We start from the raw sequence: 24554 nt of genomic DNA on the forward strand, positions 1-24554 counted from the left end.
GCCGGCCGGGGGTGCCTGGCCCGCCCACGGGGCATGGTGGGCCCCGTACAGGGGCGGGACGGGGGATGACCCCGGGTTCAACCGCGGGCGCGGGGGAGTGTCTGCGGGCGCTGGTGCTCGGGCCATTCCTCGCCCGGGTGGCGGGCCCCGCAGCGCGGGCAGGTGCGTTCGCCGGCGTAGAAGCCGCGGAAGATCGGCGGCAGGTCGTTGACGATCGAGTGGAGTTGGAGTTCGGCGCGGTAGACGAGGTGGAAGCACTCGGTGCAGTACCACTCGAAGGCGTCCTTGCTGCCCCTGGGGCGGGCGAACTCCACCACCAGGCCGATCGAGCCGGGCTCCGGGCGCTGCGGTGAGTGGCGCACGTGCGGCGGCAGCAGGAAGACGTCGCCCTCGTTGATCTGCACATCGACGGGGGGTTTGCCCTCCTCCTCCATCACCCGGAGGACCATGTTGCCCTTGAGCTGGTAGAAGAACTCCTCGGTCGGGTCGTCGTGGAAGTCGGTGCGCTGGTTGGGGCCGCCGACGATGGTGACCATCAGGTCGCTGTCCTGCCAGACCTGCACGTTGCCGACCGGCGGGCGGAGCAGATCGCGGTGTTCCTCGATCCACCGCTCGAAGTTGAACGGCACTCCGCACGACAGCTTGGGCAGGGTCATCCTTTGCCCTCCTCAGGACTCGTTGGCCGGTGACACACGGGACGCGGTTCCGTCGGGCCGGGGGTCGGCCCGGTGCGGGAGATACGCGGTGCACGCGATCTCGATGAGCAGGTGCGGATGGGGCAACTGGTGGACCGCGACGGTGGTGCGGGCCGGCCCCGTCTCGTCGAAGTACTCGGCGTAGACCTCGTTGTAGCCGCCGAAGTCGTGCATGTTGACCAGGTAGGTGGTGAGGTTGACCGCGTCGCCGAGGTCCCCGCCGGCCGCCCGCAGCAGTTCGCGGAGGTTCTCGATGACGGCCCGGGTCTGCGTGCGGATGTCGACGCGGGTGACGCCCAGGTCGTCGGCGGTGGCGCCGGCGAAGCTGCCGTCGGGCCGGCGGGAGCTGGTGCCGGAGACGAAGACGAAGTCGCCGGCCCGCCGCACGTGCGGGAACCGTCCGCGCGGTGCGGCCCTGCCCTCGACCAGGATCGCGTCGCTCATACCGTGGTCACCGCCACGCTGCCCAGGCCCGCCCCGGTGACCTTGACGTGGGCGTTCCGGGGGAGTGGTACGGCGGCGGTGGCGGCGCCGGCCAGTACCACCCAGCCCGGTTCCAACGGGGTGCCGGCCTGTTCGGCGAGCCGGGCCGCGGCGCGCAGCGAGCGCATCGGGTCGCCGAGGATCGCGGCCGACGAACCGGTCTGGGTGAGCCGCCCCTCGATCTCCATCACCAGGCCGATGTTGTCGATGCCGCCCAGGTCGCGGGGGTCGTGCCAGGCACCGACGCCGAAGGCCGCGGCGGACGCGTTGTCGGCGATCACGTCGGGCAGGGTGAACGCGAAGTCGCGGTAGCGGGAGTCGAGCACCTCGTAGCCGACCGCGACGCCCGCGACCGCGGCGTCCGCCTCGGCGGCCGAGCGGATCCGGCGGCCGATCAGGAACGCGATCTCGGGCTCGATCCGCGGCTGGATCAGGCCGCTCAGGTCCAGCGTCGACTCGACCAGCATGCTGTCGGTCAACAGCCCCCAGATGACGTCGTCGACGCCCATCTGCACCATCTTGGCCCGGCTGGTGAAGCCCATCTTCACGCCGATCAGCCGCTCGCCGCGGGACGTGCGGCGGGCGAGGACGGCCCGCTGGACCCGGTAGGCGTCCGCGACGCCGAGCGGCCCGGTCTCGGTGAGCGGGGCGATCGCCCGGACGCCCCGTTCGGCGTCGTCGAGCGTGGCGGCCAGCTCCTGGATGTCGGTCATGTCGTGTTGCCTTCCTCGCTCGTGGCCCCGTCGTCGGCCGGGTCGTCCTGGGCGAACGCGACCCGGACGTCCCCCAGGCCCTCGATCCGGGCCTCCAGCACGTCGCCGGGTGCGGTGCGGACCATCGGGCCCAGCGCCCCGGTCAGCACGGTGTCCCCGGCGCGCAGCGGTTGACCGCACCGCACCAGGGTGTCGGCCAGCCAGATCGCGGCGTTCAGCGGATGGCCCAGGCAGGCCGCGCCGGCCCCGGTGGACACCTGCTCCCCGCGGCGTTCGAGGACCATGCCGCACAGCCGCAGGTCCAGGTCGGTCAGTCGGGCCGGGCGGTTGCCGAGCACGTACATCCCGCACGAGGCGTTGTCCGCGATGGTGTCGGTCAGCGAGATGTCCCAGTCACGGATGCGGCTGCCGACCACCTCGATCGCCGGCAGCGCGAACGCGGTGGCGCGCAACAGGTCGGCGACGGTGTGCCGTTCGTGGGTCAGGTCCCGCTCCAGGACGAGGGCCACCTCGGCCTCCGCCCGGGGCTGCAACACCGCGCCGTCCGGCACCTCGGCACCGTCCGGCACCGCCATATCGCTGAAGAGCACCCCGAAGTCCGGGCTGTTGACGCCGAGTTGACGTTGGACGCTGCGGGAGGTCAGCCCGATCTTGCGGCCCACCGGTCGCCGGCCGGCGGCCAGCCAGGAGCGGGCCAGGATCTCCTGCACGGCGTACGCCTCGTCCACCCCGTCGATCAGGTCGCGCACCGGGTCACAGGGCGTGCGGGTGGCGTGGGCGGCCAGCAGCTGCCGGGCGGCGGCGCTGACACCGACCTCGCGGGTGGTGGTCGTCGGGGTCACCGTCACCGCGCTCACCCGCCGATCCGGACGCAGATGTTGGTGGGCTCGGAGAAGAAGTCCAGCGAGTGCTCGCCGCCCTCCCGGCCGATCCCGGAAGCCTTCCGTCCGCCGAACGGGGTGCGCAGATCGCGCAGGTTCCAGCAGTTCACCCAGACGATGCCGGCTTCGATGCGCGGCGCCACCCGGTGCGCCCGGGACAGGTCGCTGGTCCACACGGTGGCCGCCAGGCCGTAGGGGCTGTCGTTGGCGAGCCGGACCGCCTCCTCCTCGGTGTCGAACGGGGCGATGTGACAGACCGGCCCGAAGACCTCCTCGCGGACCGCGCGGGCGGTCGGCGGCAGCCCGGTGAGCACGGTCGGCTCCGCGTAGAAGCCGTGGTCCCGTTCGTCGCCGAAGTACGGGGTGCTGCCGCCGGCGACGACGGTGGCGCCCTCCTCGACGGCGAGCCGGAAGTACGACAGCACCTTGTCGCGGTGGCGCGCGGAGATCAGCGGCCCGTAGCCGGAGAGCTTGCGGGCCCGGGCGCCCAGTGCGGTGACGAACGCGTCGAAGACCGGGCGCTCGACGTAGACCCGCTCGGTGCACAGGCAGATCTGCCCGGAGTGGGTGAACGCCGACCGGACCGTGCCGGCCACCGCCGCGTCGAGGTCGGCGTCGGCGAAGACCACCGCGGGGTTCTTGCCGCCGAGTTCGAAGGAGACCGGGGTGACGTGGTCGGCGGCCGCCCGCATGATGGCGGTGCCGGTCGCCGACTCGCCGGTGAACGCGATCGCGTCCACCTCCGGGTGGGCGGTGAGGAACTCGCCGGCGGCGCCCGGCCCGTGGCCGTGGACGACGTTGAACGCACCGTCCGGCAGTCCCGCCTCGTCGATCACGTCGGCCAGCAGCGTCGCGGTGGAGGGGGTCTCCTCCGAGGGCTTGGCGACCACCGCGTTGCCGGCCGCCAGCGCGGGGACGACCTTCCAGGTGAGCAGCAGCAGCGGGAGGTTCCACGGCGCGATGACCGCGACCACGCCGAGCGGGCGCCGGACGGTGTAGTTCAGTGCCTGTCCGGCGCCGCCGCTCCAATCGGGAACGTCGGTGAGGTAGGCCCGCTCCGCCTGTGCGGAGAGCAGATCGGCGTAGGAACGGAAGTTGCCGATGGCCCGCGGGATGTCGACGGTGGCGGCCAACTCGCGGGGCTTGCCGGTGTCGGCGGACTCGGCCGCCACGAACGCCTCGAAGCGCTGCTCGATGCCGTCGGCGATCATCCGCAGCGCGGCCGCCCGCTCCGGCACCCCGGTCGCGCCCCACGGACCCCGCAGTGCCTGGCGCGCCGCGTGCACCGCCGCGTCGACCGTCTCGCGCGACGCCTCCGGAACCCGTCCGACGACCGCCCCGGTCGCCGGGTCGACCAACGGGAAACCGCCGCCGGACGCCTCGGGCTCCGGGGGCAGGAACGCCCCGCCGATGTAGTGAGCCGGCTGCATACCGATACCGCTCCTCTCGGTGGATCCCGGGCCGGTTGGGGTTCCGGCCCGTGGAGCCATCATTGGGGGCGCAAGATATGCTCGTCCAATACCAATTCGTGAGGCTGATATAGCCGTTTGGGTATATCGGGGAAGGGGCGGGCCCGGTGGGGGTGAGTGCGGGATGGATCTGCTGAACGGACGGTTGAAGCTACGGCACCTGGTGCTGGTGGTGGCCATCGAGGCGCACGGCAGCGTGCTGCGCGCCGCCGAACACCTGCGACTGGCGCAGCCCGCGGTCACCCGGAGCCTGCGCGAGCTCGAAGGGATCCTGGGCGTGGAACTGTTCGTCCGCGGACCTCGCGGGGCGACGCCGACGCTGTTCGGCGCGGCGTTCATCGAGCACGCCCGGTCGGTCCTCGCCGAGCTGCGGCGGGCCGGCGACCGGATCAGCGGCCTGGCCGACGGCGAGGTCGGCACGGTGACCGTCGGCACCCTGGTCGCCGGTTCCAACGTCCTGCTGCCCAGAGCCATCGCGGCACTGAAGGCGGCCCGGCCCGGCATCACCGTGGTCGTCCAGGAAGCCACCTTCGACGCCCAGGTGCCACGGTTGCTGGACGGCGAGGTCGACCTGGTCCTGGGCCGGCTCAACCCCATCGACGACCAGCCGGCGCTCCGTCAGATCACCCTCTACAGAGAGCCGGTGCTCCTGGTCGCCCGCCCCGGCCACCCGGCCCGCTCCCGCCCCGGGCTGACCCTCGCGGACCTGCTCGACCACCCGTGGGTCGTCCCGCTCCGACAGACCGCTTTACGACAGGAGTTGGAGCAGGTGTTCCACGGCGCGGGCCTGCCGCTGCCCACCAACCTGGTGGAGTGCAGTTCGGCGCTCGCCGTCCGCACCCTCGTCCGCGACACCGACATGATCGCGGTGCTACCGGAGTTGGTGGCGCGCACCGACGGGGAGATCGCGCCGCTGCCCGTGGCGCTGGAGCCGGTGCGGCGCACGGTGGGCGTCACCCTGCCCGACCGGCGGCCGCTCACCCCCTCCGCCCGCCTGATGCTGGATCACCTACGGGAACAGGCCGCCGAGCTGACCGCGCCGCAGGACGACACGCCGGCGTGACCGAGGCCGCCGCGGACCGCCCCGTGACCGGCCGGCGGCCCGGCGGCCGCTGGCCCGGATCGCCACACCCGGGATAGAACGTCCGGAGCAGGTGAGCGGAGCACGCGATCCACGAAAGGTGAGCACGATGACGCAGGACAGCGACCAGGTCGTGGCCACGAACCAGGGCCGGGTCCGGGGGCGGAGCGAAGGAGGGGCGGTGGCCTACCGGGGGATCCCCTACGCCGCGTCCCCCGTCGGCGCGTTGCGGTTCGCCCCGCCGCGGCCCGGCCCGCAGTGGTCGGGGATCCGGGACGCGGAGCAGGCCGGACCCGCCGCGCCCCAGGGCCCGTCCCGGCTGGAAGCGGTCATGGGGCGCCGTACCCCGGACTGGAACGAGGACGGCTGTCTCACCCTGAACGTCTGGCGCCCCAACGGGTCCGGCGAGGACGGAACGGCCCGGCCGGTCCTGCTGTGGCTCCACGGCGGCGGGTTCAGCAGCGGCTCGGGCGGCTGGGACTGGTACGACGGCGCCCGGCTCGCCGCCCGCGGCGACCTGGTCGTCGTCACCGCCAACTACCGCCTGGGGCCGCTCGGTTACCTCCACCTCCCGGAGATCGGCGCGGACAACCTCGGCGCGCAGGACCAGGCCGCGGCGCTCCGCTGGGTACGGGACAACATCGCCGCGTTCGGCGGCGACCCGGACGCCGTGACGGTCGGCGGCCAGTCCGCCGGCGCGTTCTCGGCACTGTCGCTGGCGACCGAGCCGCCGACCGCCGGACTCGTCCGCCGCGTCCTGCTGCAGAGCGGCCCCTGGGGCCTGGCACCACAGGACCCGGCCCTGGCCGCCGAGCACGCCCAGGCATACCTGCGCCTCCTGGACGTGACCGGCCAGGCCGACCCCGGCAAGGCCCTGCGCGCCCTGCCCGTCGAACAACTCATCACCACCTACGGCACGTTGGCGGTCCAGGTCGCCCAGGCAGGCGGCGTCGCCCCGGCGATGTACCCGGTGCTCGGTGGCGTCGGCGCCGCCCGTGCCTGGCGCGACGCACTCACCGCGGGCGCCCTGGACGGCAAGGACGTGCTGATCGGCAGCGTCCGCGACGAGATGACCGCCTTCATGGGACTCGACCCGAACATCCAGTCCCTCAGCCGCGCCGGCGCCCTGGCCCTCCTGGCCCAACAGGCCCCCGGCGAAGGGGAAGCGGAGCAGCTCTACCAGCGCTACGCCAGGCAGCTCCCGCACGCCACACCGGGCCAGATCGCCATCGCCGCCAAGACCGATGCCGAGTTCCGCAACGGCGCACTGGAGATCGCCGACCACCACGCCGCCGCCGGCAACCGCACCTACGTCTACCAGTTCGACTACGCCGCCCCCGGCGCCGGCAACGTCCTCGGCGCCTGCCACTGCAGTGAACTTCCCTTCCTCTTCCGCACGTTCGACAACTACCCCGACAGCCCCATGCTGGGTCGCCCGGACGCCGCCGCCCGGGCGCTCGGCGACGCCTTCGCCGGCGCCGTCGCCACCTTCGTCACCACCGGCACCCCGCAGGGCATCCCCGCCTACGAACCCGCCACTCCCGCCCGGATCCGCCACTTCGCCCAGGCAGCGGCGGACGGGGACGACGCCGGGCACTGAGCGCGCCCCACAGTCACCGCCGGCGGGCGTCCTCGGTCAGCGACCGGAGAGGCCCGCCGTGGCGGCCCGCCCCACCAGCACCCGCTGCTGCGCCAGCAGCACCACACCGAAGTAGAACAGGACACTGACCGCGCCGAGCCCGGCCGCGACCGCGGCGTTGATCAGGAAGTGCTGGCCCAGACCGGCGACCCACAGCACCGCGGTGAGCGGCGTACCCTGCCGCACGACCCGGTCCCCACGCACGGACAACCGCACGGTGAACGCCCGCACCGCCGCCAGCGCCACCCCGACGCCCAGGCTCACGACGACCAGCACACCGTCCCGCCAGGACAGCGGATGAGCCGTGACGTACCAGCCGGTCTCCACCGCGCCGATGATGATCAGCACCAGACCGACCGGGGACTTCTCCCGCAGCGGGCGCTCCATGAGCTGACGGGACAGCAGCCACAGCAGCACGACGGCGGTGACGGCGAGGTTGGTGACGGTGGAATTGTCCATGACCCCCAGAACCTTCTGTGCGAGGACGAGCATGGGCGGCGGTGTGCCGCCGTCTCCCACCCTGCGGGCCGGGCCACCCTCCGCGGATCGACCACCGGGTTGGAGAAAAGGGTGGAGATCACGACGGCCCGATGCGGCACGCCGGGCCGTCACCGGCAAGATGGAGCCGTGCGGAACGACAACGACATACCCGGGCGGCCGGCCGGCGGGTTCCGGGACGGCCTCGACACGGCCAGGCTCCGCCGGCTGGCCCTGCACGCCTTGGCCATCGCCCTCGCCGTGGCCCTGCACACCTCCACCGCCCACCCGCCGTGGAACACCGCACTGCTCTGTGCGCTGCTCGCACTGTGGACGGTGACCACGACCGTCCGGCACGTCCTCGCACGGCCCTGGCCGGACCTGGCGTGGAGCGCGCTGCTGGTCGGTGGCGCGGTCTGCGCCGGGCTCAGTCCCACGGACCCGTCCGCCCCGGCCTTCGTGGGCGCGGCCGGCCTGTTCCTGCTGATCTCGGCCGTCGAAACGCCCGCACTGTGGATCAGCGGCGCCCTCACGGCCGGCGTCGCCGGTTTCGTCGTCGCCCACGACGCGGCCGGCGGCGGCCCCCGGGTGGCCGTCTCGGTGCTGATCTCCGCCGTGACCGCAGGCGGCTTCGGTTTCCTCAGCCGCCTGAACGCCCTCGACCGCCGTACCGAACGCGGCACGGCCGAGCGCCGGGCCGAGCACGCCGTGCAGGAGGAACGCGCCAGGATCGCCCGGGACATCCACGACGTCCTGGCCCACTCGCTCGGCGGCCTGGTGATCCAACTGGACGCGTTGGAGGCGGTCTCGGTGGCCCGTGGCGCGGACCGGGACGTGGTGGCCCGGGTCCGCGGCGCACGCGCCATGGCGGCCGACGGCCTGGTGGCCGCCAAGCACGCCGTGGACGCCCTGCGCCGGCTCCCCACCGGCATCGACGCGGCGCTCGGCGAGATCGTCACCGGCGTCCGCGCACTGGGGATGGCGGTGGACGTCGACGTACGCGGCGAGTCGGCTCGGGTGCCGGTCCCGGTGGGGGAGGTGATCGCCTCCCTGACCGTCGAGGCCCTCACCAACGCCCGTAAGCACGCGCCCGGCGCCCCCGTCACCGTCACCGTCGCGGCGGGCCGGGACGCCGTGCTGCTACGCGTCACCAACCAACTGGCACCGCCGACCGAGCAGTCAGAGCCAGGCATCTCCGGCGGCCACGGCGTGCCCGGCATGCGGGAGCGTGCGGAGATCGTCGGTGGCAGACTGACCGCCGGCCCAGTGGAGGGGAAGTGGATCGTGGAATGCCGGGTGCCCTATGAGTGACCGACCGGTCCGGGTGATCGTCGCCGACGACCAGGCCGCGGTCCGCGACGGCCTGGTGACCATCCTCGACCACGAACCCGACGTCGACGTGGTCGGCTCCGCGGCCGACGGCGCCACCGCCGTCGACCTGGCGCGACGTCTGGCCCCGGCCGTGGTGCTGATGGACCTGCGGATGCCGGGGGTCGACGGCATCGCCGCCACCCGCACCCTCGCCGCATTGGACCCGGCGCCGGCGGTGCTGGTCCTGACCACCTACGCCGACGACGCCTCCATCGTCGGCGCGCTCAAGGCGGGCGCCGCCGGCTACCTCACCAAGAGCGCCGGCCGGGCCCAGATCGTCTCCGCGATCACCGCGACCGCCGACGGGCACCGCACCTTCGCCCCGGAGATCGCCTCGGCCATGGTGCGCGGCCTGACGCACCGCACGGCCCTGGAACGGATCGCGGCGGCCTACGCGCTGACGGTGCAGGAGACCCGGGTCCTGGAACTGCTCAGCGAGCGCCGCACCAACCGCGCCATCGCCGAGGCCCTCTACGTCTCCGTCGCCACCGTCAAGACCCACGTCAACAACCTCTTCGCCAAGCTCCGCGTCGGCAACCGGACGGAGGCCGCGGCCCTGGTCGAGCGGGTACGCGAGCACGGCCTCTGACCACCCCCGTCATCCACCGGCCGGGCAACCGCCCACACCGGGCCTGACAAGCTCACCCCATCGACACCGACACCGACACCGACCCCGGCCCCGACCCTGAAGCCGATGCTGACACCGACACCGGCAACCGCCGGAGCGCATGCGACCGGAACGACTGCCGCCACTCCAACTCCCCGTCCGCAACGGCCAGTTGGAGATCGGGAAACCGATCGAGCAGCGTGCCCAACGCCGTACTGATCTCCATCCGGGCCAGCGCCGCCCCCAGGCAGTAGTGCAGGCCGTACCCGAGGGCGAGATGGGACGGGTCCGCCCGGTGGATGTCGAAGCGGTCCGGCTCGGAATAGCGGGCCGGGTCGCGGTGCGCCGAGGCGAGCGACAGGAGCACGGTGTCACCGGGCGGGATCCGCGTACCGGCGATCTCGACGGCTTCGGTGGGGAACCGGCGGACGGCCATCTGGTTGGGGTGGGCGTAGCGCAGCAGTTCCTCGACGGCGTTCGGCATGAGTTCCGGTCGGCGGCGGAGCGCGGCGAGTTGCTCGGGGTGGCGCAGCAGGGCGAGCAGTCCGCCGCTGATGAGGTGCTGGACGTTCTCGGTGCCGGCCATCAGGAGCAGGAAGGCCAGCGAGACCAGCTCGTCCTCGTTCAGCCGGTCGTCGGCGTCCCGCGCGGCGATCAGCGAGGACAGCAGGTCGTCCCCGGGAGCCGCCCGGCGCGCGCCGATCAGGCCCAGCAGATAGCGGTGGATGTGACCGATCGCCTCGGCGGTGTGACCGGGGTGCGAAGGCGCGAACATGGCGCCGACCCAACCGGAGAACGCCCTGCCGTCCGCCTCGGGAACGTCCAGGAGGTGACCGATGACGACCAGTGGCAGCGGATTCGCGAACTCCGCGACGAGATCGGCCGCTCCGTACTCCGCGAGGCGGTCGGCCAGTCGGTCGGCGTAGTGTGCGGCCGCCGCGACGACGCGGCCCCGGAGCCGCTCGACGTGCCGTGGCGTGAACCCCTTGGAGACCAGTCGACGCAGGCGGAGGTGGTCGTCCGGGTCGATGTTGAGGAGGTTGGCGTCCAGGGCGGGCGGCAGGGAGAAGCCCTGATAACCGTTGCGGGAGCGTGCCTTGTTCACCGACAGTCGCGGATCGGTGAAGGCCGCCCGGACGTGTTCCTCGCGGGTGACGAGCCAGGCTCGGGACCCGTCGGGAAGGGCGACCTTGAGGACGGGGCCTAACTTCCGGAGTCGGGCGTAGACGGGATGGGGATCGCGGAAGAACTCCGCGTCGAAGGGGTGGTGGACGTCCGTGGCGTCGTTCGGCGTGGGCCGGTTGGCGTGCTGGGACTGTGGGGATCGCTCGGACGGTTGCGCTGCGGGTCGGGTCACGGTGTCTGTCTCCGGATGGGGCGCGCGGACCCGTGGCGTACCGACCAAGGTGGCCGCGCTGCTCGGCAGGTTGTGGACGACGGTGATGATCGCAGAAGGCAACCCACCGGCCGTCACCGGCGTCTCGTTTCGGGGGAGTTTGGTTGCATCGAGCGAGTTAAGGGTGGCAGCCAAGCTGATGTCACGTCAGAAATACGGAATTCCGCAACGCGACGAGAGTGAGCGAACCGTCGTGGTGAACGCAGACGAAGGAGAGTTCGTGACCGACAAGGAGCCCGACACCCAGGACCGGATGCCGGTCGACGACGACCCTTGGTGGGCGGGGCTGGGCCCGGTCGGTGGTGGGGTGCTCGTCCTGCTCGGCCTCGCCATCGGGGCGTTCGTCCTCCTCCGCGATTCCGACTCGGCGGACGACCTGCCGCACCTTTACGGATCCGCCAAGGTGGTGGCCATCGGCCTCGTGGTCGGCGGGACGGCCCTGTTCGCGCGCCGGCGCGACAGAAACCGGCCCAAGTAGGCGCCACCGCGGCAGGGAGGCTTTGACATCGTTCGGAGCCTCCTGCTATCCAGTAAACGGAATCGGATTCCGATTCCGTATCGTGCCGATGTCGACCCAGAACGGTTCCAGAAAGGAACTCCGGATGTCCAAGGACCGCTTCTTCCTGCTGGATGCGAACGCCTCGCGTGCCGCCCACGCCCCCCTGCCCCCGGGGGCGACCATCAAGGCCGGCTCCGGGGACACCCAGGGCCGCTTCTCCCTGACGGAGGTCCGAGGGAAGGGCGGCAACGGCATCCCCACCCAAGTGGCCCCGGCCGCAGACGAGTTCACCACCCACGACCCCACCCACCCCTCCGACACGTTCATCTACGTGCTCGACGGCGACCTCGGGATCGACGTCGACGGCCGGACCCACCACCTCACCAGCGGCATGTGCGCCCTGCTGCCCAGCGGCGTCGACCACGCGCTGCGCAACCTCGGCGGAGCCGACTCCCTCGTGCACACCCTCCAGTTGACGGCCCCGGGCGACCGGAGCGACGACCCGGGCGACCCGCGGCGCTGCTACGTCCTGGACCGCGGTGCGGTGCGCCCCGGCCGGATCGCGGTGCCGCCCGCCTTCGGCATCAAGGCGCGCACCACGGACACCGCCGGCCGCTTCTCGTTCCTGGAGGTCACGGTGGCGCAGCCGATCCCGCGGCACACCCACCACGAGGCCGACGAGTGCATCTACGTGCTCGACGGAGAACTGCACATCGAGTTCGACGGGCGCGTCCACACCGCCGGTCGGGGGCAGTTCGTCCTGCTGCCGCACGGCGTCCCGCACGCGATCCGTCCCGGTTCCACCCCGCCGCCCCGCGTGCTCCAGATTTCCTCTCCCGGCGGTTGGGAGTGTGTGGTGGAGACCCTGATCGAGCACCGGGCCGAGGTCGGCAAGGCAGGACGTTTTGACCCGGCCGCACTGAACCGGTACACGCGGCAGTACCACGTCACCTACGAGGAGGAGGTCCGAGAGGAGGGTTAGGGCGCGTCCGACGGGTCGTGCTGCCGTCCCGACTTCGCCGCCCTGACCCGGAGGAGGCCACCGTCGGCTCCGCTTGTCGAGGCATGGTGAAACCGCGCGGTGCCCGTTCTCCCCGCTGCTAGACAGTGCGTCGGTGTCCGTCTCATCCGACGGCGCTGGAAACGAGAAACGGGGAACACGCAATGTCATCCTCCAAGTTGAAGCTCCTCACGATCGCGGCGGCCACCGTGCTCGCAGCGGGGCTGACCACCGGTAGCGCCACGGCCGTCGAACACGGGCGCATCGCGTGCGGTGGCCAGCCGGCCATCCAGGTCTGGAACAACGACGGCGAACACTGCTTCCAGTCGGAGCAGGACGTCTACATCACCGACGTAGTCACCGTCTGTCGCGTCAACGGAGTGGGAAACGGCGTCTACCAGTGGAAGGAGAACCCCGACGTCCAGACCCCGCACACCAAGTACATCGACGACTACAACGGTTGCGACAACTACTCGGGAACGCCCGGCAACACCACCGTGGTGTGGGTGGGTGTCCAAGTGTGAGACAGACCGGCGATAGCGCCGGGTCGATACCCCGCAGCCGGTTGTTCCCGGCACAGTGGTGATCTCTGGAGCCTGTGCCCATACGCCGGTGCCCCGCCCGCGCGGGCGGCGGAACACCGGTCGAGCGGATCCGTCAGCGCAGCGCGTCCTCAGCCTCGTCGAGGAACGCCGCCACCAGGGTGCTGGCCAGCGGCCGGCAGGTGACGAAGTAGGCGTGGCGGGCCCCGGGGAAGAGGTGCGTACGGGACCGGGGGATGCGCGCGGCCAGGAGCGGGACGTTGTCCGGAGGCGTCAGCCGGTCCTGGTCGCCGTGCAGGACGAGGGTGGGACAGGCGATCCCGGGCAGCGCCTCCCAGGCATCGTGCTCATTGCTGGCCACCAGATGGCCCCGCCGGGCGTGCGCCGGCATCCGGGGGTCGCCGAGGGTGGTGTACGGGCCGGGGTGTGCGGCCCGCCACTCTGGCGCGTACATCAGGTCGAGCAGGGCGGTCCGGGCCGCCTCCGGATCGGCCTGGGCGAGCGTCCGTCGCACCGTCATGTCGCGCTCGACGGCCCGGGTGCCGCCGGGGGAGGTGCACCCGAGGACGAGTCGCCGCACCCGGTCCGGGTGGCGGGCGGCGACCCACTGGGCGACCCGGCCGCCCATCGACGTGCCGTAGACGTCGGCGCACTCGATGCCGAGGTCGTCCAACACCGACACCACGTCATCGGCGAACTGCCGTGTGGAGTACGGCCCGTCGGGCGCGCCGCTCTGCCCGGTGCCGCGGTAGTCCATGGTGATCGTGGCATGCCCGGGGTGGAAGTCCTCCCGGACGCCGTCCCACCAGTGGTGGTTGTTCGCCTGGCCGGCCAGGAGCACCAACGGGCGCCCGGCGCCGTGGTGTTGGTAGGCCAGCACGGTCCCGTCCTGGGCGCGGGTACGTGCGTGGAGCAGGTGATCGGTGTCCGGTGGGGATGGCTTCTGCATGCCCCGGACACCCACCGAACGGCCCCACGCGTACCCCGCTGCCCGGTCCGCGCCATCCGCAACGGGCATGGGGACACCACCTCTCGCTCTTCACACCCACACGGTCATGAGCGTCGATGATGGTACTCCGGGAAGCGATTCCCCGACCCTTCGCAGACAAAGCCCGTCCCACTCCCGGAACCACCGCCAGAGCCCACGACCGTTGAAGGATCCAGGCACTCCCCACCCACCCAAGGAGCGTCACCGTATGAGCACCCTCGACACCCTCTCCGCGGACGAGCGGCTGATCGTCGGCACCGTGCGCGACTTCGTCGACGAGCACGTCAGGCCGGTCGTCCGGGAACTGGAACACACCAACACCTACCCCGCTGCGCTGATCGACCGGATGAAGCAGCTCGGCGTCTTCGGACTGGCGGTCCCGGAGGAATACGGCGGCACGCCGGTCTCCACCCCGTGCTACGTCCTCCTCACCGAGGAGCTCGCCCGCGGGTGGATGAGCCTGGCCGGCGCGATGGGCGGCCACACCGTGGTCGCCAAGCTGCTCGTGCACTACGGCACCGAAGAGCAGAAGCGGCGATACCTGCCGCGGATGGCCACCGGCGAGGTCCGGGCGACCATGGCCCTGACCGAACCGAACGGCGGCTCCGACCTCCAGGCCCTGCGCACCGTCGCCCGCAAGGACCGGACCGGCGACGCCGACGCGTACGTCGTCAACGGCACCAAGACCTGGATCACCAACTCCCGCCGCTCACAACTGATCGCCCTGCTCTGCAAGACCGACCCGGCCGCCACCCCCGCCCACCGGGGAATCTCCCTCCTCCTCGTCGAGCACGGCCCCGGTCTGACGGTCTCCCGCGATCTGCCCAAGCTCGGTTACAAGGGCGTCGAGAGCTGCGAGCTGACCTTCGAGGAGTACCGGGCGCCGGCCGACGCCGTGCTCGGCGGCGTCGAGGGCAAGGGGTTCGCGCAGATGATGAGGGGCCTGGAGACCGGCCGGCTCCAGGTCGCCGCCCGGGCACTCGGCGTCGGGCGCGCGGCACTGGCGGACGCACTCGCCTACGCCCAGCAGCGCGAAGCGTTCGACAAGCCGATCTGGCAACACCAGTCGATCGCCAACTACCTTGCCGATATGGCGACTTCACTGACCGCAGCCCGGCAACTCACGCTCTACGCGGCCCGCGAGGCGGACGCCGGACGCCGGGTGGACATGGAAGCCGGCATGGCCAAGCTCTTCGCCTCCGAGACCGCCCTGCAGATCGCCATCAACGCCGTCCGCATCCATGGCGGTTACGGCTACTCCACCGAATTCGACGTCGAACGCTACTTCCGCGACGCACCCCTGATGATCGTCGGCGAGGGGACCAACGAAATCCAGCGCAACGTCATCGCCCGCGAGCTCGTCCGGCGCGGTGGGCTCGAAGCCTGAGCGCGACCGGGGCGCTGCGGGCGACCGTGCTGCGGGTCCGGTGCGTGTCGTCCGTCGCGGCGAGGTGGCTTGCATGTCACATCGGGATTCTGCGATAGTTCGATGCGTACTTGATCGACGGCGGGGTGCCGGCGACGTGCACGAGGGGATGCGCCATGGGTGGCATTGACGGGCTGGATCTCGGAACGTTCGGGATCTACACCTTCGACTTCGAGAGCCAACCGGCGTCGCAGCTGCGCGAGTCGATCCAGGAAGTGGAGGAGCAGGGATGGCGGACGTTCTGGATCCCTGAGGTCGGCGGGCGCGAGGCGCTCACGCACGCCGGCTTCCTGCTGTCCAGCACCGAGCGGATGCACGTCATCAACGGCATCGCCCGGATCTGGTCCCGCGGCGCCCGCTCGGCGTACGGCGCGAGCCTCCTCCTGGCCGATGCCTACCCCGACCGGCATGTGCTCGGCCTGGGATTCGGCGGCGAGCCGCGGCCCGGGGTCAAGCCCGTGGCGGCGATGATCGACTACCTCGACGAGATGGACGCCCTCGTGTCCACCAACCCCGCGCCGCGGGCCCCGATGCGCCGGGTCCTGGCCGCGTACGGGCCCAGGATGCTGGAGTTGGCGCGCGACCGCTCGGCCGGTGCCCACACCTACCACGTCAATGTGGCGCACACTGCGCAGGCGCGGGAGATCCTGGGCCCGGACGCGTTCCTCGGGGTGGAGCACCCGGCGCTGTTCGAGTCCGACCCGGCCACGGCCCGCGCCGTCGCACGTGAGCACCTCCACGGCTACTTGGCGACCCCGTACAACGTCGCGAAGTTCCGTCGCCTCGGCTACTCGGAGGAGGAGATCGGCCACGGCGGAAGCGACCGGCTCGTCGACGACTTCGTGTTCTGGGGGGACCTGGACACCATCGTCGAGAAGCTGCACGGTCACGTCGAGGCGGGCGCCGACCACGTCGGCGTGCAGGTGATCGGGATCGAGCCGGGCCGGTCCGCGCTGCCGCACTGGCGCCGGCTGGGCGAGGCGCTGCTGCCGCGCGGCGGGGCTGCTTGATCGTCCGCGGGGCGCTGCGCACCTGCGCTCGGTCGCCCCGTCCACCTGCGCCCGGTCGCTCGGCGTACCTGTGCCCAGCCGCTCGGCCCACCTGTGCTTCAGTCGCCCAGCGCACCAGGCGGCGCACCGCCCGATGATCATCGCATCGAGATTCTTCGAAACGTCGGTGGCGGCCTGTATCCTGGTCACATGACGGACACGGCGACGGCAAGTGCGACCTCACCGGATCCCGACCTGGTCGATGCATTGCGGGCGTTGTCGAATCCGATGCGGTTGCAGATGCTGCTGTGGTTGCGGGATCCCGCGCGCCACTTCGCAGACATGCAGGCGATCGCGGACCCGGTCGAAGTGGGCGTCTGCGTCAGCCACATCCAGGCCAAGGCGGGGCTTGCCCAGTCAACGGTGTCGGCATACATGGCCGAACTACAGCGAGCCGGGCTGGTGCGGGCGACGCGCGTGGGCAAGTGGACCCACTACAAGCGCGACGAACAGCGCATCGCCCAGTTCGTCGCCCTGCTCGGACAGACACTGTAGGGGGCGCAGGAGCCCGGCCTGCGGGCCTGCGGGCCGCTGGCGCCGCGCGTACGTCACGTCCGCAGCAGCTGCCGGCGCGGTGTCCGCCGCGCTGCCTCTGCACGGGGGAGCGGCACACAGATCCGGTACACCCCGAGCTGACTGGTGGTGGCGCTCCGGGCCCGCCAGGCACGGGGAATGGGGAATAGCGTTGGGCTGGACGGTGGTTGGCACCGAACGAACGGCCTGATCAACGGTCGGTTCACGGGTGTTCCAGGGCGCTCCGTAGCGCCCGTCGTGCTGGACGGTGTCGAGGGAGGAAATCGTCGATGACTGCGTTGGTGACCACGCCGCTCGGGGCGGTGGGCCGGTATGTGACCGAGGCGCTGCGTGACCGGAGCGATGTGCGGTTCCTGGTGCGTTCGGCGGCGAGTGCCGAGGCGTTGGACGGGACGGTGTGTGGGGAGGTCTTCCGAGGGGACGCCGCGAACGCCGCGGATGTGCGCCGCGCGGTCGTGGGCGTGGACCGCCTCTTCCTCGCGCACCCCTTCGCCGAGGACCAGATCGCCGCGGAGACCACGCTCGGCGTGGCCGCTGTCGAAGCTGGTGCGCGGCGGATCGTCAAGCTCGGCGCCCGGCGGTTCGGCGGTGGCCTCGTTCCTGACGCGGTCACCGGCAACCACGACGTCATCACCGACCGCCTGCGGGCCGCCGGCGTCGAGGAGCTGACGGTCCTACAGCCCGACCGCTTCCTGCAGAACTTCCTGGCGTCGGCACCCGCCCTCGTACGGGGCACGCTGGCCGATCCCGCCGGGCCCGGTGCGCGCGGCTATGTGGACGTTCGGGACATCGCCGAGGTCGCGGTCGCCGAACTCCTCGCGGACCGTCCGACGGGTGGCGAGATCGAGATCAGCGGCCCCGCGGCACTGACCCTCGCAGAGCTCGCCGCGTCCTTCGAGGCCGCGATCGGCTCGCCGGTGCGGTATGTCGACGTACCACTGGACGATGCCTGGCGGGCCGGGATGGTGGAGCAAAGGGTCGCGCCACGGATCGTCGAAGGACTGCACGACCTGTACGCGAACTACCGCCGCGAGGGCGTGTCCGGCCTGGGCGACGGAGTCCAGCGCATCCTGGGCCGGGCGCCGCGCACGGTCGAGGAGTTCGCCGCCGAGTTGCTGCGACCGGCCGCAGCAGGAACGGCCTGACCGCAGCCGCGGTCGCGGATGCGCTGTGGGGGGAGGGGAACGGCGGCTGCGTGGAGGGGAGTCGGGCGCAGCAGGTGGGCCAGGTGGGCCAGGTGGGCTAGGCGGACCAGTCGGGCCGGCGCCGACAAATCCGTATCACGTCGACCGGCGCCCGAAAGGATCTCGCTGCGCTGAACTGACCACGGCCGGCGGGCAAGGGCGTTCCGCCGACCCAGGGGAAGCCTTTGCCGTAGCTCGGTGTCTCCTTGACGCAGGGTTCACTACTTTTCCATAAAGCCACCACTCACCGGGGTGGCATCAGTGAGTGCACGTGCGCAACTCATCACCGGCGGATTGACACACCCCTGACGGGGTGTCATGGCTGCATCTGCTGCAACATGTCATGCCCTTGACATTTCGTGTGAAGGGCGCGGCACGGCAGGTGTCTCCGGAGCGTCGACCGTCGGCCCCTTCCCCCACGGAGGTCGTTCCCTTGCGTTCTCTACGAAAGGGCAGATCCGATCGCACGAGTGGACTGGCGCACCGCGCCGTCCCGACCCTGCTGTCGGCGGCAACCCTCGTCATCGGCGGCATGATCGCCGCCAGCCCGTCCCACGCCGCACCGGCGGCACCCGCACCCCACTCGTCCCCCATCACATCCGCGGCCCACGCCAAGGTCCCCACCCACCGCTTGTGTGCGGAGCCGGCCAAGCCCGGCTACATGGCCTGCAACGCGGTGGCCCGCACCGACGTCAAACAGCACCTGTCCCTGCGGCCGAACGTCGCCCCCTCCGGCTTCGGCCCCAGCGACCTGCAGAGCGCCTACAACCTGCCCCAGTCGGGCGGCTCCGGCCAGACCGTGGCGATCATCGACGCCAACGACGACCCCAACGCCGAACAGGACCTGGCGACCTACCGCGCCCAGTACGGCCTGCCGGAATGCACCACCGCCAACGGCTGCTTCCAGAAGGTCGACCAGAACGGCGGCACCAACTACCCTGCGGCGGACTCCGGTTGGGCCGGTGAGATATCCCTCGACGTCGACATGGTGAGTGCCTCCTGCCCGCAGTGCCACATCCTGCTGGTCGAGGCGAACAGTGCCAGCATGGACGACCTGGGCACGGCGGTGAACCGCGCGGTCACCATGGGGGCCAAGTTCGTCTCCAACAGCTACGGCGGCTCGGAGGACTCGACCGACACCACCTCCGACGAGCAGTACTTCAACCACCCGGGCGTGGCGATCACCGTCAGCTCCGGTGACAGCGGCTACGGCGTCGAGTACCCGGCGGCCTCGCAGTACGTCACCGCGGTCGGCGGCACCTCACTCCAGCAGGACGGCAGCGCCCGCGGCTGGAGCGAGTCGGTCTGGGGTTCCAGCGCGGGCGGCAACGGCGCCGGCTCCGGTTGCTCCCAGTACGACGCCAAGCCGTCCTGGCAGCAGGACACCGGTTGCGCCAACCGCACCGTCGCGGACGTCGCCTCGGTCGCCGACCCGGCCACCGGTCTCGCGGTCTACGACAGCTACCAAGCCAGTGGTTGGAACGTGTACGGCGGCACCAGCGCCTCCGCCCCGTTCATCGCCGGCGTCTACGCCCTCGCGGGCACTCCGGGCGCGTCCGACACCCCGGCCTCCTACCCCTACTCCCACGCCTCGGCGCTCAACGACGTCACCAGCGGCGCCAACGGCTCCTGCTCGCCGTCGTACCTCTGCACCGCGGGCAGCGGCTACGACGGCCCGACCGGCCTCGGCACCCCGAACGGCACCGCGGCCTTCACACCGTGAGGTGAGGTGAACAGCGCAGGACACCGTGAGCACGCGGTGACGCGGAAGGCCGTCAGGTAGCCGACTGCCACCGCCGACCGTCACAGTCCGGCAGCCTTCGAGCTGCCGGACTGTGACGCGGACTTGGCGGCCCGGGCATAGGACCGGCCGGGCGCGGGGTGCGGCGGTCGCACGCCAGGGGGCCGAGGGCGAACGCCTGGGTAGGGTCACTGACGGGGGCGACGGGCCACCCGCGTACTCTCATGGGCCGGGTGGGAGACGGACGGGGGAGAACACGTGGGGTACCACCGCAACAACTGGCGCCAGGTCGCCGATGTCGCCGCACCATACATTCCCGGCGGCCGCGCGCTGATGGACGCCGTGGACGTGGTGCAGGGATTCAGTGACAGTGTCGGACTCGACCGGCTCCAGTATGTCCGGGGCGACCACCCGGTGGTCGAACTGCCCTGGCAACCGCCCGGTCCACCGCCGAACCCACAGCGGGCCGAAGCGGTCGGCCGCCAGGCATGGGACGTGCTGTTCGCCGACGAGCAGCAGTACGGCGCCCGGTCACTGCTCGACCAGGTCGGCAACCTGTTGATGCCGCTGCCGCCCACCGAACTCGACATGGTGATCCGCAGGTTCGGGACGCAGGGCCTGGACCGCTGGGACTCCCTCGCCCACGTCGAGGACGCGCAGGGTGCGCCCGCCTACGACTGGCGGCGACAGCAGGAGCTCTTCAGCTGGCTGCTCCGCACGGTCAGCCCGTACGGCGCGATGCTGGTCGGCACCGGGATGCCGTGCAGTCAGCCTGCCTACGATGCCGGATGCGACTGCGGCGACCACGGCTGGGTACTGCCCGAGGGGCCGTTCGCCCAGGTGGACGGCGCGTACGTCACCGAGAACTGGCAGTGGGTCTCGGCCTCGTCCGAGGCGATGTCCTGGCAGGACATGGACCAGGGCCGGTTCGGCACCTGCTGGTTGCTGACCAGCATGCAGGCGGTGCTCCAGGCCAACCCGCAGCACGCCCCGCGACATCTCCGGCTGGAGGCCAACGGCACGGTCACCGTCACCCTCTACGACCAGGGCAGCCCGATCGCCATCACGCTGGTGCCCGACCTGCCGTACGGCCACGGCGGTCTGTGGGGCGCCAAGGGCCACACCGCGGATGCCCGCTACGCGGAGACCTGGCCGGGCTACTTCGAGAAGGCCGCCGCCCAGTTGCTCGGCAACTACCATGACGTCGCCGACGGCGGCAGCGTCAGTGTCGCACTGGCCCTGATCACCGGCCGCGAGGGACAGCGGCTCGACCTCAACTCACCCTGGCTCATCCAGGAGATCGCCGACCGCAGGGCGCGCGGCCAGGCACTCGTCGCCACCACCCCCGGCACCAGCGACCGCGACACGATCGCGGACGGCCGACTGGCCGCCAACCACGCCTACTTCATCAAGGACGTGGACCCGGCCGGCGGCCGGATCTGCCTGGGCAATCCGTGGGGCGACGGCGCCACCCGGCAGATGTGGGAGTGCTGGCTGACGCTGCGGGAGGTGGGCTACCACCTGGTGCTCATCGACGCCGTCGACACCTGGTGATGCCCGCCAGTCACCGTCACGGCTGAGCCTGGACCGGGAGGTGCGGCCCGTCGTTTCCACCGAGGTGGCCGGGGCGGGCCAGGCCCTGTTCGCCTCGGACCGCGCCGCAGCAGCGGCCCGACGCCGTCCCCCCCCAACTTCCGCACTTTACCGTCCCATTGCTTCCGCGAGCGGACCGGGCCCCGCCCTTCCGGCGAAGATCACCGCGTGCAGAATGACCCGTATGTCGATAACGAACATGCCGAAGACGACAACGGTCGACGATGCCCCGTTGATCAGCCGCACGCTGGCCCGCGCCTTCGACGACGACCCGATGATGCGTTGGTTCTTCCCCGATGACGCCTCGCGCGAGGCGACGCTGGGCCGCTACTTCGCCACGACCTTCACCCGGCAGTACGTCCACCACGGCGTGTGCGAGCGCACCGAGTCGGCGGCCGCGTTCTGGGTGGCACCGGAGGCGCAGGCCAAGGCCGTACCCGACGCGGACGCCATCGGGGAACTCCAGAACATCCTCGGCGACCGGGCTCCGCTGTTCAGGGACGCCGTCGAGACGGCCGCCGAGCACACGCCCCGGGAACCGCACTGGTACCTGGCGATGATCGGCGCCGACCCGGCCGCCCAGGGCCAGGGACACGGGGCCGCCCTGCTGCGCTCGGGGCTGGCCAAGGCCGACGCGGCGGGTCTGCCCGCCTGTCTGGAGTCCTCCAAGCCGTCCAACCTGCCCTTCTACGAGCACTTCGGCTTCACCGTGCGTCAGGAGGTTCGGCTGCCCGGGGGCGGACCGGTGCTGTGGGGGATGTGGCGCGAGCCGAGCCACCCGGCCGACGCGTAGGGACTGTTCGGCGCGTCCTGAACGGAGCCGGCGACGTCGGCTCGGACGCCGACGAGAAGGTCTGCCACGTGCTGGGCGAGGATCGTGGTGGGGTGCTGGGGACGGTCTTCATCGGCCCTGGGCGGGTGCGCCGCGCGGGTATCGGGCCTCGGCGGCCGGTGACGAGGTGGTGTCCTCGGCAACCGAGTTGCCCAGGCCGGTGGCCGCCGGCTCCGTTCCGCCGACCGTGAGGGGGCGGGAGGCCGGGACGCGGGGCGGCATGCGGAGCTTGCCCGTCAGGGCCAGGAAGGCGACCAGCGCACCCATCACGAGCCAGCCGGGCCAGCCGGTGAGTCCCATGCGCAGCGGGTCCAGCGCGGCATCGGGGTCGGCGAACCGCTTGACCATACCGACGCTCGCCGTGCTGACGAAGGCGTGCGCGAGCACGGCCGGCAGGACCGAGCCGGAGCGCAGCCGCAGCCAGGTGAAGATCGGCAGGATGAGTGTGCAACTCACCAGCATCGCGGGCACGGAGACGTACCACGGCCGGCCCGGATACTGACCGCCCATCAACAGCGTGGGCAGATGCCAGAGCGCGAAGGCACAACCGGTGAGGAGATACGCCGAGACCAGGCGCTTCCCGCCGCCGTCCCGGGCCAGTCGTGGGAACAAGTAACCCTGCCAGCCCAGTTCCTCGCCGAAGAACTGCGGCAACGACACCACGATCTGCACCACCATGCCGCCCAACCATCCGACCACCGCGCTCCATCGCAGCTCACCCACCGGATAGGCTCCTGCGGCGGCGCCGACGGTGAGCGCGGCGACGGTCAGGCCGGCGGGGACGGCGAGCCCCATCAGACAGTGCCGCACGCCGCGCCCCCATGGCCGCGGCCAGCGCAGCGCGAGGGCGTCCCGCACCCGACGGCCCGGCTCGACCAGGCGGATCACGAGGAGCGCGGCGAGCGCCGGCGCGCACATCGCCGCCGTGATGCACACCTCCGCCAGCACACCGGTCTCCTCCCGCGCGTCACCACGCTGGAAGCCGCCGATCAGAAGCGGCGACATCGCCACCCACATGCCCAGACAGGCGATCGCCAGGTACACCACGGGCCCGCGACGCTACGGAGACCCGCCGCGCGACAGAATCCAGCTGGCCCCCCATCACCCCTGCGAGGCTGCTCCACCGGACGCGGTGGAGTGCGCTCCACCACGTCCGGTCGGGCGCGGACGTCAGGAGGCTCCCGAGGTGACTGGGGGCCGCCGCGGCAGCCGAGGCCCCGCGACTGCTGCAACTTGCCCTTGTCTCAAAGGAGTTGGAGTAGCTCTTCGGTGAAGTCCTCGGTGCTGGCCGTGCCACCCAGGTCCGGTGTGCGGACGTCCGTCGTGGCCAGGACGGACGCGATGGCGGCGGTGATGTCGTCGGCCGCCTCCCGGTGGCCCAGGTGGTCGAGCATCAGGGCCGCCGACCAGATGGCCCCCAGGGGGTTGGCGATGCCCTGACCGGCGATGTCGGGCGCGGAGCCGTGCACCGGCTCGAACATCGAGGGGAACTCGCGCTCGGGGTTGAGGTTGGCGGCCGGGGCGATACCGATCGAGCCGGCCACGGCGGCGGCCAGGTCACTGAGGATGTCCCCGAACAGGTTGGAGGCGACGATCACGTCGTAACGGGCCGGATCCAGGACGAGTTTGGCCGCCAGCGCGTCGATGTGCTCCTGGTCCCAGGCAACGCGGGGGTGGGCGGTGGCGCATTCGGCGACCAGCTCGTCCCAGAACGGCAGGGTGTGCACGATGCCGTTCGACTTGGTGGCCGAGGTCAGCCGGCCGCCCCGGCCCGCCGCCAGGCCGAAGGTGTAGTCCACCACACGGGTCACCCCGGCCCGGGTGAACACCGCCTCCTGCACGGCCAGTTCTTCGGGAAAGCCCCGGTTGAGTCGCCCGCCGACCTCGCTGTACTCGCCCTCGGTGTTCTCACGGACCACCACGAGGTCCACCGCCCCCGGGACCGCACCGCGCACCGGACTGTCGACGCCCTCGAAGACCCGGATCGGCCGCAGGTTGACGTACTGCCGGAAGGCGCGGCGGATCGGGATCAGCAGGCCCCACAGCGACACGTGGTCCGGTACGTCCGGGTGGCCGACCGCGCCGAGCAGGATCGCGTCCTTGTCGCGCAGCCGGTCCAGGCCGTCCTCGGGCATCATCGCGCCCTCGCGCACATACCGTGCGCACGACCAGTCGTCGTAGGAGGTGTAGGACAGGCCGAACCCGTGCCGGCGGCTGACGAGGTCGAGTACGCGCCGCGCCGGGGGCAGCACCTCGGTGCCGATGCCGTCGCCGGGAATGAGGGCGATGTGGTGGGTGGTCATGCGTCCGATTGCAGCAATCGGCGCTCGGCCCGTCCAAGACACAATCCCGAT

General features: G+C 71.6%; 24 protein-coding genes. 14 read left to right on the forward strand and 10 right to left on the reverse strand.

Features of this window, described 5'->3' with window-relative positions:
* Positions 1–77 precede the first annotated feature (77 nt).
* Genes ACFVT2_RS14400 through ACFVT2_RS14420 form a run of 5 tightly spaced genes read right to left on the reverse strand, consistent with a single transcriptional unit; the run spans position 78 to position 4202 of the window.
* Positions 78–656, reverse strand: coding sequence for a 3-hydroxyanthranilate 3,4-dioxygenase (locus ACFVT2_RS14400; RefSeq protein WP_390016716.1), 579 nt, complete (start codon positions 654–656; stop codon positions 78–80).
* Between the two features lie 12 nt (positions 657–668).
* Positions 669–1139 (reverse strand): RidA family protein, encoded by a 471-nt coding sequence (locus ACFVT2_RS14405; protein WP_390016718.1) that lies wholly within the window; start codon positions 1137–1139, stop codon positions 669–671.
* The gene (locus ACFVT2_RS14410; protein ID WP_390016721.1) at positions 1136–1891 is read right to left on the reverse strand and encodes a 2-keto-4-pentenoate hydratase; all 756 of its coding nucleotides are present in this window, start codon (positions 1889–1891) and stop codon (positions 1136–1138) included. The genes ACFVT2_RS14405 and ACFVT2_RS14410 overlap by 4 nt, the downstream gene beginning before the upstream one ends.
* Entirely contained in the window at positions 1888–2733 is an 846-nt protein-coding gene (locus ACFVT2_RS14415; RefSeq protein ID WP_390017077.1) for a 2-keto-4-pentenoate hydratase, read from the reverse strand. Before ACFVT2_RS14415 ends, ACFVT2_RS14410 begins: the two co-directional genes overlap by 4 nt.
* An 11-nt stretch (positions 2734–2744) precedes the next feature.
* A complete protein-coding gene (locus tag ACFVT2_RS14420) occupies positions 2745–4202 on the reverse strand; it encodes a 2-hydroxymuconic semialdehyde dehydrogenase (RefSeq protein WP_390016724.1) in 1458 nt (485 codons plus the stop codon).
* Between the two features lie 163 nt (positions 4203–4365).
* Here ACFVT2_RS14420 and ACFVT2_RS14425 point away from each other — a divergent pair, with 163 nt between their 5' ends.
* On the forward strand, positions 4366–5304 hold the full coding sequence (locus ACFVT2_RS14425; protein WP_390016726.1) for a LysR substrate-binding domain-containing protein: 939 nt from the start codon (positions 4366–4368) through the stop codon (positions 5302–5304).
* Positions 5305–5431: 127 nt separating this feature from the next.
* Positions 5432–6922 carry a carboxylesterase/lipase family protein gene (locus ACFVT2_RS14430; protein ID WP_390016729.1) on the forward strand — a complete coding sequence of 497 codons (1491 nt, stop codon included), beginning with the start codon at positions 5432–5434 and terminating at the stop codon, positions 6920–6922.
* Between the two features lie 36 nt (positions 6923–6958).
* Here the strand turns inward: ACFVT2_RS14430 and ACFVT2_RS14435 are convergent, their stop codons facing one another.
* Positions 6959–7420 carry a hypothetical protein gene (locus ACFVT2_RS14435; RefSeq protein ID WP_390016731.1) on the reverse strand — a complete coding sequence of 154 codons (462 nt, stop codon included), beginning with the start codon at positions 7418–7420 and terminating at the stop codon, positions 6959–6961.
* Between the two features lie 168 nt (positions 7421–7588).
* Between ACFVT2_RS14435 and ACFVT2_RS14440 the strand changes: the two genes are divergently transcribed.
* Together ACFVT2_RS14440 and ACFVT2_RS14445 are read left to right on the forward strand one after the other, a co-directional pair.
* On the forward strand, positions 7589–8749 hold the full coding sequence (locus ACFVT2_RS14440; RefSeq protein ID WP_390016734.1) for a sensor histidine kinase: 1161 nt from the start codon (positions 7589–7591) through the stop codon (positions 8747–8749).
* Entirely contained in the window at positions 8742–9398 is a 657-nt protein-coding gene (locus ACFVT2_RS14445; RefSeq protein ID WP_390016736.1) for a response regulator, read from the forward strand. Before ACFVT2_RS14440 ends, ACFVT2_RS14445 begins: the two co-directional genes overlap by 8 nt.
* A gap of 52 nt (positions 9399–9450) precedes the next feature.
* Here ACFVT2_RS14445 and ACFVT2_RS14450 read toward each other — a convergent pair whose 3' ends face one another.
* On the reverse strand, positions 9451–10773 hold the full coding sequence (locus ACFVT2_RS14450; RefSeq protein WP_390016738.1) for a cytochrome P450: 1323 nt from the start codon (positions 10771–10773) through the stop codon (positions 9451–9453).
* A 49-nt stretch (positions 10774–10822) separates the two neighbouring features.
* Here ACFVT2_RS14450 and ACFVT2_RS14455 point away from each other — a divergent pair, with 49 nt between their 5' ends.
* From ACFVT2_RS14455 to ACFVT2_RS14465, 3 genes are all read left to right on the forward strand, one after another.
* Entirely contained in the window at positions 10823–11290 is a 468-nt protein-coding gene (locus ACFVT2_RS14455; protein WP_390016740.1) for a hypothetical protein, read from the forward strand.
* Positions 11291–11414: 124 nt separating this feature from the next.
* On the forward strand, positions 11415–12293 hold the full coding sequence (locus ACFVT2_RS14460; RefSeq protein WP_390016742.1) for a cupin domain-containing protein: 879 nt from the start codon (positions 11415–11417) through the stop codon (positions 12291–12293).
* A 182-nt stretch (positions 12294–12475) separates the two neighbouring features.
* On the forward strand, positions 12476–12835 hold the full coding sequence (locus ACFVT2_RS14465) for a hypothetical protein (protein ID WP_390016745.1): 360 nt from the start codon (positions 12476–12478) through the stop codon (positions 12833–12835).
* Positions 12836–12968: 133 nt separating this feature from the next.
* Here the strand turns inward: ACFVT2_RS14465 and ACFVT2_RS14470 are convergent, their stop codons facing one another.
* Positions 12969–13802 carry an alpha/beta fold hydrolase gene (locus ACFVT2_RS14470; RefSeq protein WP_390016747.1) on the reverse strand — a complete coding sequence of 278 codons (834 nt, stop codon included), beginning with the start codon at positions 13800–13802 and terminating at the stop codon, positions 12969–12971.
* A 247-nt stretch (positions 13803–14049) separates the two neighbouring features.
* On the opposite strand from ACFVT2_RS14470, the gene ACFVT2_RS14475 reads away from it, so the two are divergent.
* From ACFVT2_RS14475 to ACFVT2_RS14505, 7 genes are all read left to right on the forward strand, one after another.
* Positions 14050–15228: an acyl-CoA dehydrogenase family protein gene (locus ACFVT2_RS14475; protein ID WP_390016749.1), complete on the forward strand. Its 1179-nt coding sequence runs from the start codon at positions 14050–14052 to the stop codon at positions 15226–15228.
* Positions 15229–15383: 155 nt separating this feature from the next.
* A complete protein-coding gene (locus tag ACFVT2_RS14480; protein WP_390016752.1) occupies positions 15384–16277 on the forward strand; it encodes a TIGR03620 family F420-dependent LLM class oxidoreductase in 894 nt (297 codons plus the stop codon).
* A gap of 189 nt (positions 16278–16466) precedes the next feature.
* The gene (locus ACFVT2_RS14485) at positions 16467–16811 is read left to right on the forward strand and encodes an ArsR/SmtB family transcription factor (RefSeq protein ID WP_390016754.1); all 345 of its coding nucleotides are present in this window, start codon (positions 16467–16469) and stop codon (positions 16809–16811) included.
* A 308-nt stretch (positions 16812–17119) separates the two neighbouring features.
* Positions 17120–17995 carry an NmrA family NAD(P)-binding protein gene (locus tag ACFVT2_RS14490; protein WP_390016758.1) on the forward strand — a complete coding sequence of 292 codons (876 nt, stop codon included), beginning with the start codon at positions 17120–17122 and terminating at the stop codon, positions 17993–17995.
* Between the two features lie 571 nt (positions 17996–18566).
* Positions 18567–19757: a S8 family serine peptidase gene (locus ACFVT2_RS14495; protein WP_390017080.1), complete on the forward strand. Its 1191-nt coding sequence runs from the start codon at positions 18567–18569 to the stop codon at positions 19755–19757.
* 276 nt (positions 19758–20033) lie between these two features.
* A complete protein-coding gene (locus tag ACFVT2_RS14500) occupies positions 20034–21329 on the forward strand; it encodes a C2 family cysteine protease (RefSeq protein WP_390016760.1) in 1296 nt (431 codons plus the stop codon).
* Between the two features lie 214 nt (positions 21330–21543).
* Positions 21544–22161, forward strand: coding sequence for a GNAT family N-acetyltransferase (locus ACFVT2_RS14505; protein WP_390016763.1), 618 nt, complete (start codon positions 21544–21546; stop codon positions 22159–22161).
* A gap of 108 nt (positions 22162–22269) precedes the next feature.
* Here ACFVT2_RS14505 and ACFVT2_RS14510 read toward each other — a convergent pair whose 3' ends face one another.
* A complete protein-coding gene (locus ACFVT2_RS14510; RefSeq protein WP_390016765.1) occupies positions 22270–23247 on the reverse strand; it encodes a CPBP family intramembrane glutamic endopeptidase in 978 nt (325 codons plus the stop codon).
* Between the two features lie 197 nt (positions 23248–23444).
* Entirely contained in the window at positions 23445–24503 is a 1059-nt protein-coding gene (locus ACFVT2_RS14515; RefSeq protein ID WP_390016767.1) for a tartrate dehydrogenase, read from the reverse strand.
* Positions 24504–24554: the final 51 nt, after the last annotated feature.

The sequence above is a fragment of the Streptomyces sp. NPDC058000 genome (assembly GCF_042886435.1).
Classification (GTDB): domain Bacteria; phylum Actinomycetota; class Actinomycetes; order Streptomycetales; family Streptomycetaceae; genus Streptomyces.

Excerpts from the sequence above, each read along its gene's own strand:
- ACFVT2_RS14430 (WP_390016729.1), top strand. The coding sequence starts at position 5,432 with ATGACGCAGGACAGCGACCAGGTCGTGGCCACGAACCAGGGCCGGGTC.
- ACFVT2_RS14420 (WP_390016724.1), bottom strand. The coding sequence starts at position 4,202 with ATGCAGCCGGCTCACTACATCGGCGGGGCGTTCCTGCCCCCGGAGCCC.
- ACFVT2_RS14410 (WP_390016721.1), bottom strand. The coding sequence starts at position 1,891 with ATGACCGACATCCAGGAGCTGGCCGCCACGCTCGACGACGCCGAACGG.
- ACFVT2_RS14445 (WP_390016736.1), top strand. The coding sequence starts at position 8,742 with ATGAGTGACCGACCGGTCCGGGTGATCGTCGCCGACGACCAGGCCGCG.
- ACFVT2_RS14475 (WP_390016749.1), top strand. The coding sequence starts at position 14,050 with ATGAGCACCCTCGACACCCTCTCCGCGGACGAGCGGCTGATCGTCGGC.
- ACFVT2_RS14425 (WP_390016726.1), top strand. The coding sequence starts at position 4,366 with ATGGATCTGCTGAACGGACGGTTGAAGCTACGGCACCTGGTGCTGGTG.
- ACFVT2_RS14400 (WP_390016716.1), bottom strand. The coding sequence starts at position 656 with ATGACCCTGCCCAAGCTGTCGTGCGGAGTGCCGTTCAACTTCGAGCGG.
- ACFVT2_RS14505 (WP_390016763.1), top strand. The coding sequence starts at position 21,544 with ATGACCCGTATGTCGATAACGAACATGCCGAAGACGACAACGGTCGAC.
- ACFVT2_RS14480 (WP_390016752.1), top strand. The coding sequence starts at position 15,384 with ATGGGTGGCATTGACGGGCTGGATCTCGGAACGTTCGGGATCTACACC.
- ACFVT2_RS14490 (WP_390016758.1), top strand. The coding sequence starts at position 17,120 with ATGACTGCGTTGGTGACCACGCCGCTCGGGGCGGTGGGCCGGTATGTG.
- ACFVT2_RS14435 (WP_390016731.1), bottom strand. The coding sequence starts at position 7,420 with ATGGACAATTCCACCGTCACCAACCTCGCCGTCACCGCCGTCGTGCTG.
- ACFVT2_RS14465 (WP_390016745.1), top strand. The coding sequence starts at position 12,476 with ATGTCATCCTCCAAGTTGAAGCTCCTCACGATCGCGGCGGCCACCGTG.
- ACFVT2_RS14485 (WP_390016754.1), top strand. The coding sequence starts at position 16,467 with ATGACGGACACGGCGACGGCAAGTGCGACCTCACCGGATCCCGACCTG.
- ACFVT2_RS14460 (WP_390016742.1), top strand. The coding sequence starts at position 11,415 with ATGTCCAAGGACCGCTTCTTCCTGCTGGATGCGAACGCCTCGCGTGCC.
- ACFVT2_RS14495 (WP_390017080.1), top strand. The coding sequence starts at position 18,567 with ATGATCGCCGCCAGCCCGTCCCACGCCGCACCGGCGGCACCCGCACCC.
- ACFVT2_RS14515 (WP_390016767.1), bottom strand. The coding sequence starts at position 24,503 with ATGACCACCCACCACATCGCCCTCATTCCCGGCGACGGCATCGGCACC.
- ACFVT2_RS14405 (WP_390016718.1), bottom strand. The coding sequence starts at position 1,139 with ATGAGCGACGCGATCCTGGTCGAGGGCAGGGCCGCACCGCGCGGACGG.
- ACFVT2_RS14470 (WP_390016747.1), bottom strand. The coding sequence starts at position 13,802 with ATGCAGAAGCCATCCCCACCGGACACCGATCACCTGCTCCACGCACGT.